The sequence below is a fragment of the Pseudoalteromonas sp. MIP2626 genome (genome assembly GCF_013414205.1).
GTDB lineage: Bacteria > Pseudomonadota > Gammaproteobacteria > Enterobacterales > Alteromonadaceae > Pseudoalteromonas > Pseudoalteromonas nigrifaciens.
In genome coordinates this window covers 20,668-27,827 of record NZ_JAATTW010000041.1, presented here as the reverse complement: position 1 = coordinate 27,827, position 7,160 = coordinate 20,668, and the positions used below count along the sequence as shown (strand labels likewise).

Here is a 7,160-nt window from a genome sequence, read left to right as displayed (position 1 = left end):
TTGTTTATAATAAGTCGTAATAGCGACATTATGGTGTTGGCAGAATTCAATATTAGTACCACTAAACGTACTGCGTTTCAGCAAAAGCTGCTGCCACTGTGCGCTTGTTCTGTAAGTTTTCATCACCTGCTCCGAATTTATCATTGAGCAGGTATTTTTAGATAATCAGAACATCGATGCTAGGTGTGGTTCGCTAGACGCTTACTGCAGAAAAGTGAAATGTGGGTGAATAATGTACACAAGTCTCCCGCGTAGGTTGGGCGAGCGTAGCGACACCCGACACTCAAATCATAAAAAATCATAAAAACATCACCACTAGCCAATGAATGTGGGGTATTTACACTGTGACTTTCTACCGCTGTGGGCACTACGACATTCTACTGCGTTGTCGCTACGAAGTAGCGCACCGACATTCAAATCATAAAAACATCATCACTAGTCAATGAGTGTGGTGTATTTGCACTGTGACTCTCCACTGCTGTGGGCATTAAGACACTACCAGGCCTAATTAAAGACTCCGATTCTAATTATCGCTTTGTTATTGAGCTCGTTATTTAATATTAAATTACTCATTAACTTTATGCGATTAGTATAAAAACATTAAATTGTTAGACAAAAATAACCCCATCAGCAATCTCTGCTAGCACCTAGCACTTTTTCCTACAAATAAAATATAATTTTGCTTTGTGGGTTGCTTTGATTTAGGATCAAATCAGTTTAAAACTAAGAACAAATAGCCTGTGTATAGATTATTATTAAGTGCCTTATCAATTATATTTTGCTTTACTGCATCAGCGGTTGAAGTAACTGATCTTTATCAAGATATTTTAAAAGTTGATGATAAAACTCGAGACACGCGTTTAGCAGCAAGTCGTAAAGCATTGCTGAATGTTCTAGTGAAAGTCAGCGGTGATGAAAGTGCTGATCAAAACAGCTTAGCGCAACAAAAAACTCAAGATATTTCAGACTACATGCTCAAGTTTGAGTACGACGAGAGTACAACCGGTAACTTAAAACTTGTTGTTAAATTTGAAGCGCGAAAAATTAATGCATTAATTAAAGAGCTCGGTTTACCCTTATGGGGTGTGCAACGACCATTAATTGCAATATGGTTAGGAATTGAAGATAACTGGCGCAGAGAGCTAGTTACTCAAGAAAGCTACCCACAACTAGAACAGTTAATATACGATAAAGCAGGGCGACGTGGTTTACCGGTTGTGGTGCCTTTACTTGATTTACAAGACAGACGTCTAGTAGGTATTCCTGAAGTATGGGGTAACTTTTCAGAGCCAGTAGAAGAGGCCTCTAAGCGTTATAGTGCTGAGCGCAGTATTACAGCCAGAATGTATAAGCAACCAGATAGTGAAAACTGGGTTTTAGATTGGCGATTTACTAACGATGATCTTTTTGAATTAAATAGATTAACGGGTGATAAACAACAAGTTGTTGCGCAAATGATAGATACGTTAGCGAAAGGGCTAGCTAATGAATATGCAATTGATCCAAATGCTTATTACGAGCAAGCAGCGGCAACTTTAACTCTAAAAGGTACGCAAAGCTTTGTTGATATTGAGTTGGCTAAACGCCGGTTATCAAATTTAAGTGTGGTAACTCAGGCTACTATTATACGAAAAACCCCAGATTTAGTTGAGTTCAAACTTAATCATACGGGTAGTGTGGTTGATTTAAAAAAAGCATTAGGGCTTGATGCTGCGTTTAGAGATTATGTTGATCCAAGTGCTTTTTATCATATTGTTGATAAAAACAGTTTAGAGTATCAATGGATTGGTGAGTAATGCTAACTCATGAGCCAATGCAAATGGCATTGCCGGTTACTTTGCCCGATGACGAAACCTTTACCTCGTACTTTGGTGGTGAGGACTCTTTAGAAGTAAGTCATTTAAAAGACAGTTTTTCAAAATTGTCGCAATCTTTTCAATACACTTATTTATGTGGTTTGGGCGATTCAGGGAAATCTCACCTTTTGTACGCTACGTGTATTCAAGCGCAAGAGCGCGGCTTATCAAATATGCTGTTATCTATGCGAGAAGTTATTGATTTTGGCCCTATGGTATTAGAAGGCTTAGAAGCCCTTGATGTTTTATGCATAGATGATGTGCATTTGGTAGCGGGTGATGATGCGTGGGAAAAGGCCTTATTTAATTTTTTTAATCGCTTTAACGAGCCTAAAAAAATGTTAGTGGTGACCGCTGACTTACTCCCCGACATGCTAAATATTAGCTTACCAGACTTAGAATCGCGGCTAAAATGGGGAACTACACTGCAAATTCGCTCAATGAGCGATGACGATAAAGCACAAGCTTTAGTTAAACGCACAAAAATGCGTGGCTTAGAGCTAAGTGACGAATGCGCCCGATTTTTATTAACGCGCTTAAGTCGTGATATGCGTACATTACTCGACGTATTAGACAAATTAGATCATGCATCTATGGCCGCACAACGAAAATTAACAATTCCTTTTATAAAATCAACGTTAAAGCTCTAGTAGGTCTAGAATCTAGGCACTGCTTTCAGTTATCATAAGTTATTACTTAACAGCAATCACCTTCTGTGAAAGATCAGGTATCCAATGAACTTAGAAAATATATTAGCGCAAGCACTTGAGGCGGTAGCCAGTGCCAGTGAAATCGCGCAGTTAGAAGAAATGCGGGTTAATTACCTTGGCAAAAAAGGCGAGATCACCAGCTTACTTAAAACGTTAGGCAAAATTGCCCCTGAAGAGCGTAAAGAAGCGGGCCAAGTTATTAATCAAGCTAAACAAGATGTGCAAGCTGCTATAAACGATAAACGTGAGCTGTTAGCCAGTAAAGCGCTAGAAGAAAAGCTAGCCGCTGAAACTATCGATGTAACATTACCTGGGCGTGTTATGCCTACTGGTGGCCTACATCCGGTTACACGTACCATTGAGCGCATAGAAAGCTTTTTTGGTGAGTTAGGCTTTGCAGTTAAATCGGGTCCTGAAGTTGAAGATGACTTTCATAACTTTGATGCGTTAAATATTCCTGAGCATCATCCAGCCCGTGCTGATCACGACACTTTTTACTTCAACCCTAAGCTGGTATTGCGTACGCAAACGAGTGGCGTACAAATACGTACAATGGAAGTTGAGCAACCGCCGCTGCGTATTATTTCTCCTGGACGTGTATATCGTAACGATTATGACCAAACGCACACGCCTATGTTTCATCAGGTTGAAGGCTTAATGGTCGACACAGATGTGAGCTTTACTGAACTTAAAGGTATTTTACACGACTTCCTGCGTAACTTTTTTGAAGAAGACATGGAAATTCGTTTCCGTCCTTCATTTTTCCCTTTTACAGAACCTTCAGCAGAAGTAGACGTAATGGGTAAAGACGGCAAGTGGCTAGAAGTATTAGGCTGCGGCATGGTACATCCTAACGTTCTTAAGTCTGTGGGCATTGATCCTGAAAAATACACCGGCTTTGCTTTTGGCATGGGTGTAGAGCGCTTAACTATGTTGCGTTATGGCGTAAACGATTTACGTGCATTTTTTGAAAATGACTTAAAATTCCTAAACCAGTTCCGTTAAGAGTGAAACAATAATATGAAATTTAGTGAAAAGTGGTTAAGAGAGTGGGTTAATCCAGCCATTGATACGCAAGCTCTGTCGGAACAGCTTTCTATGGCTGGCCTAGAAGTTGATGGCGTAACACCTGCAGCAGCAAAATTTAATGGTGTATTGGTAGGTGAAGTTGTTGAATGTGGACAACATCCTGATGCAGATAAGCTACGCGTTACCAAAATTAATGTCGGTGGTGATGAACTACTTGATATCGTATGTGGCGCACCGAACTGTCGTTTAGGCATTAAAGTTGCGGTTGCAACTGTTGGCGCAGTGCTTCCTGGTGATTTTAAAATTAAAAAAGCCAAGTTACGTGGCCAACCTTCAAATGGCATGTTGTGTGCCTTTGTTGAACTAGGTATTAGCGAAGAAGGCGATGGCATTATGGAATTGCCAAGCGATGCGCCAGTAGGTACAGATTTACGTGAATACCTAGGCCTTGATGATAATATTATTGATGTTGATTTAACACCAAACCGTGGTGATTGTTTAGGTATAAAAGGCTTAGCGCGCGAAGTGGGCGTACTTAACAGCATTGACGTAAACGTATTACAAATTCCAGCGGTTACAGCAACAATTGACGATAAAGTATCGATTGAATTAGTTAATGAAGATGCATGTCCTCGCTACCTTGGGCGTGTGATCAAAGGCATTAACCTTGATACAGCAACGCCGTTATGGATGGTTGAAAAACTACGTCGCAGCGGTGTGCGTTCAATCGACCCAGTAGTTGATGTTACTAATTATGTATTACTTGAACTTGGCCATCCAATGCATGCATTTGATTTAAATGCGATTGAAGGTGGAATTAAAGTACGTAGTGCAAACGCCGGTGAAGAGCTAGTTTTACTTGACGGTAATAGCGTTAAATTAAACGAATCTACATTAGTGATAGCCGATCATAATAAAGCACTAGCCATTGCGGGTATTTTTGGTGGCGAGCAATCGGGTGTTACAAATAAAACGTCTGATATATTACTTGAAAGCGCATTTTTTAACCCTGTAGCAATAGCTGGGCAAGCACGTAGCTACGGTTTACACACAGATGCATCGCATCGTTATGAGCGTGGTGTTGATTTTGCGCTACAGCATGATGCAATAGAGCGTGCAACAGCGTTACTACTTGAAATAGTAGGCGGTGAAGCAGGCCCAGTGGTTGAAGCCGTTGCCGCAGATAAACTACCTAAAGTGACTGAGGTTCGTTTACGTCGTAGCCGTTTAGACCGTGTTATTGGCCATCATATTGAAGATGAGAAAGTTACTGATATTTTAACTCGCTTAGGTTTTAACGTAAAAGTTGAAAACGACAGCTGGAGTGCAGATGTACCTAGTTACCGTTTTGATGTGCGTATTGAAGAAGATTTAATTGAAGAAGTGGCGCGTGTTTACGGTTACAACAGTATTCCTAATGTTGCACCGACTGCTAAGCTTAAAATGACCACCCATAACGAAGCGACTATCGCACTAAGCAAGTTTCGTAATACGCTAGTAGCCCGTGGTTATCAAGAGGCTATTACGTACAGTTTTGTCGACCCTAAAGCGCAAGCTATTTTGCACCCAGAAAGTCAGCCGCTAGTATTACCGCACCCAATTTCAATTGAAATGTCTGCAATGCGAGTAAGCTTAATGCCTGGCTTATTGGCGTCGTTAGCGTATAACCAAAATCGTCAGCAACCGCGTATTCGTCTATTTGAACACGGCCTTAAATTTTTAAGTGACGAAAATGCCGAAAATGGTGTTAACCAAGTGCCAGTAATTGGCGGTGTAATTACCGGTCTTGCGCATGGCGAACATTGGGTTGAAGAAAAACGCAACGTCGATTTTTACGATGTGAAAGGTGACGTGGAAGCACTACTGGCAATTACCAATGATATGAGCCGCTTTGAAATTAAAGCAGAGCAGTCAGACGGTTTGCATCCTGGTCAATCAGCGGTAATTTATGTTGCTGGTAAAAAGGTCGGTTTTTTTGGTGCATTACACCCTCAAGCGCAAAAGTCGTTAGATATCAATAATGCTACTTTCGTGTTTGAAATTGAAATGTCGGCAATCGAAAAAAGAAATTTACCGCAAGTTGCAGGGGTGTCTAAATTCCCTTCAAATCGCCGCGACATCGCGATTTTAGTGCAAGAGAGCGTAAATATTGGCGATATTTTAACAGCGATAGAAAAAGTTGGCGGAAATCAATTAGTTGACCTAAACTTATTCGATGTGTATAAGGGCAAAGGTATTGAGCCAAATTATAAGAGTTTGGCGATTGCTCTAACACTGCAATCGGTTGATAGAACACTCGAAGAGAAAGATATCAATCTAGTAGTTGATAACGTGGTGGCCACACTGGCCGAACAGTTTAATGCATCGTTGAGGGACTAGATATGGCGCTTACTAAAGCCGACATAGCTGAACACCTATTTGAAAAACTCGGGATCAATAAAAAAGATGCCAAAGATTTAGTTGAAGCGTTTTTTGAAGAAATCCGCTCAGCGCTTGAAAAAGGCGAGCAGATTAAGCTCTCTGGATTTGGTAATTTTGATCTTCGTGATAAAAAAGAAAGACCGGGACGTAATCCGAAAACAGGGGAAGATATTCCTATTTCGGCGCGTCGCGTTGTGACCTTTAGACCTGGGCAAAAACTTAAAACCCGAGTAGAAGTGGGTACAAGTAAAGCAAAGTAATATAAAAAAGGCAGCGTAAGCTGCCTTTTTTATTATTAATGTTTTATTTAACTACGCCTAGGTTACTTAAAACTCCCTAGGTGATACAAACTTACCAGCGCGAATTTGCTGAAAAGTTTGTTGCGCTAATGAATCTAAACTATCAAGATTTTTTCTGCTGCTTGCCAATTGCTGCTCTACAGCAAATATATCAACGTTTTCTATCCCCGACATCTGCGCAACTTTAGAAAAAACATAGGCATGTTTATAATTTTGTTGTTTATAAAACAAACTGACCAAAGAGGTAAACACCTCGGGATCAGGTATTTGCTGTGCTTTATTAAGTTCTAATGTTTTGTAGAGCAAATCAATCGTTTTATCATCATCAAATTTAATATAATACGATGCCAAAAAAAGTTGCATTTCAGCACTTGTTGTCACCCTTTCATCATGCTCCAAAGCTAAAAATTTAGTCAGTGCTCGCTGATCGTTATTACGCGACCAATGATAGTAAAGTAAGCCTGGGTGATTAGTACTTTTAGTATCTTGATATAATCGCGTCATTTCTTTAATACTGGTTAATTTACCTTCTACACGAGAGGTCTTTTTTTCTTTTAATTTTATATGCTCAATTTTAGCTGCAAGCGTAATACACTGATTATATGATTCAAACTCTTTAAGTAGCTGATATTTATTTTCATCAGTTGGGTGCTTATATTCAATATAACGCTGCAAAATAGTGTTAGAACGCTGCTCCCGACAATGATTATCTTTATTTAGATCGTTGCAAAAACCGGGCGTTTCTTTACATACTTGGGCCAAGCTTAGTGGCTTTTCACATCCGGCTAAGGTGAGTACTCCAAGCACTACTATTAGTCTTATAACCATCCTCAACCCTTAAATAT

General features: G+C 40.0%; 6 protein-coding genes. 5 read left to right on the top strand and 1 reads right to left on the bottom strand.

Going from position 1 to position 7,160, the window contains the following annotated elements; all coding sequences use genetic code 11:
- The first annotated feature begins 740 nt into the window (after positions 1–740).
- The 5 genes from HC000_RS14360 (at position 741) to ihfA (ending at position 6,276) form a co-directional block, all read left to right on the top strand.
- Complete coding sequence (locus HC000_RS14360; RefSeq protein WP_011328578.1) at positions 741–1,796, top strand: DUF2066 domain-containing protein; 1,056 nt, start codon at positions 741–743, stop codon at positions 1,794–1,796.
- Positions 1,796–2,506, top strand: coding sequence for a DnaA regulatory inactivator Hda (hda, locus tag HC000_RS14355; RefSeq protein ID WP_172459224.1), 711 nt, complete (start codon positions 1,796–1,798; stop codon positions 2,504–2,506). The genes HC000_RS14360 and hda overlap by 1 nt, the downstream gene beginning before the upstream one ends.
- 84 nt (positions 2,507–2,590) lie before the next feature.
- Positions 2,591–3,571, top strand: a complete 981-nt coding sequence (gene pheS / locus HC000_RS14350; RefSeq protein ID WP_011328576.1) for a phenylalanine--tRNA ligase subunit alpha — start codon at positions 2,591–2,593, stop codon at positions 3,569–3,571.
- Between the two features lie 15 nt (positions 3,572–3,586).
- A complete protein-coding gene (gene pheT, locus HC000_RS14345; RefSeq protein WP_086994471.1) occupies positions 3,587–5,974 on the top strand; it encodes a phenylalanine--tRNA ligase subunit beta in 2,388 nt (795 codons plus the stop codon).
- 2 nt (positions 5,975–5,976) lie between these two features.
- A complete protein-coding gene (gene ihfA / locus HC000_RS14340; protein ID WP_011328574.1) occupies positions 5,977–6,276 on the top strand; it encodes an integration host factor subunit alpha in 300 nt (99 codons plus the stop codon).
- Positions 6,277–6,342: 66 nt separating this feature from the next.
- Here ihfA and HC000_RS14335 read toward each other — a convergent pair whose 3' ends face one another.
- Positions 6,343–7,143 carry a DUF2989 domain-containing protein gene (locus HC000_RS14335; protein WP_089368513.1) on the bottom strand — a complete coding sequence of 267 codons (801 nt, stop codon included), beginning with the start codon at positions 7,141–7,143 and terminating at the stop codon, positions 6,343–6,345.
- Positions 7,144–7,160 lie beyond the last annotated feature (17 nt).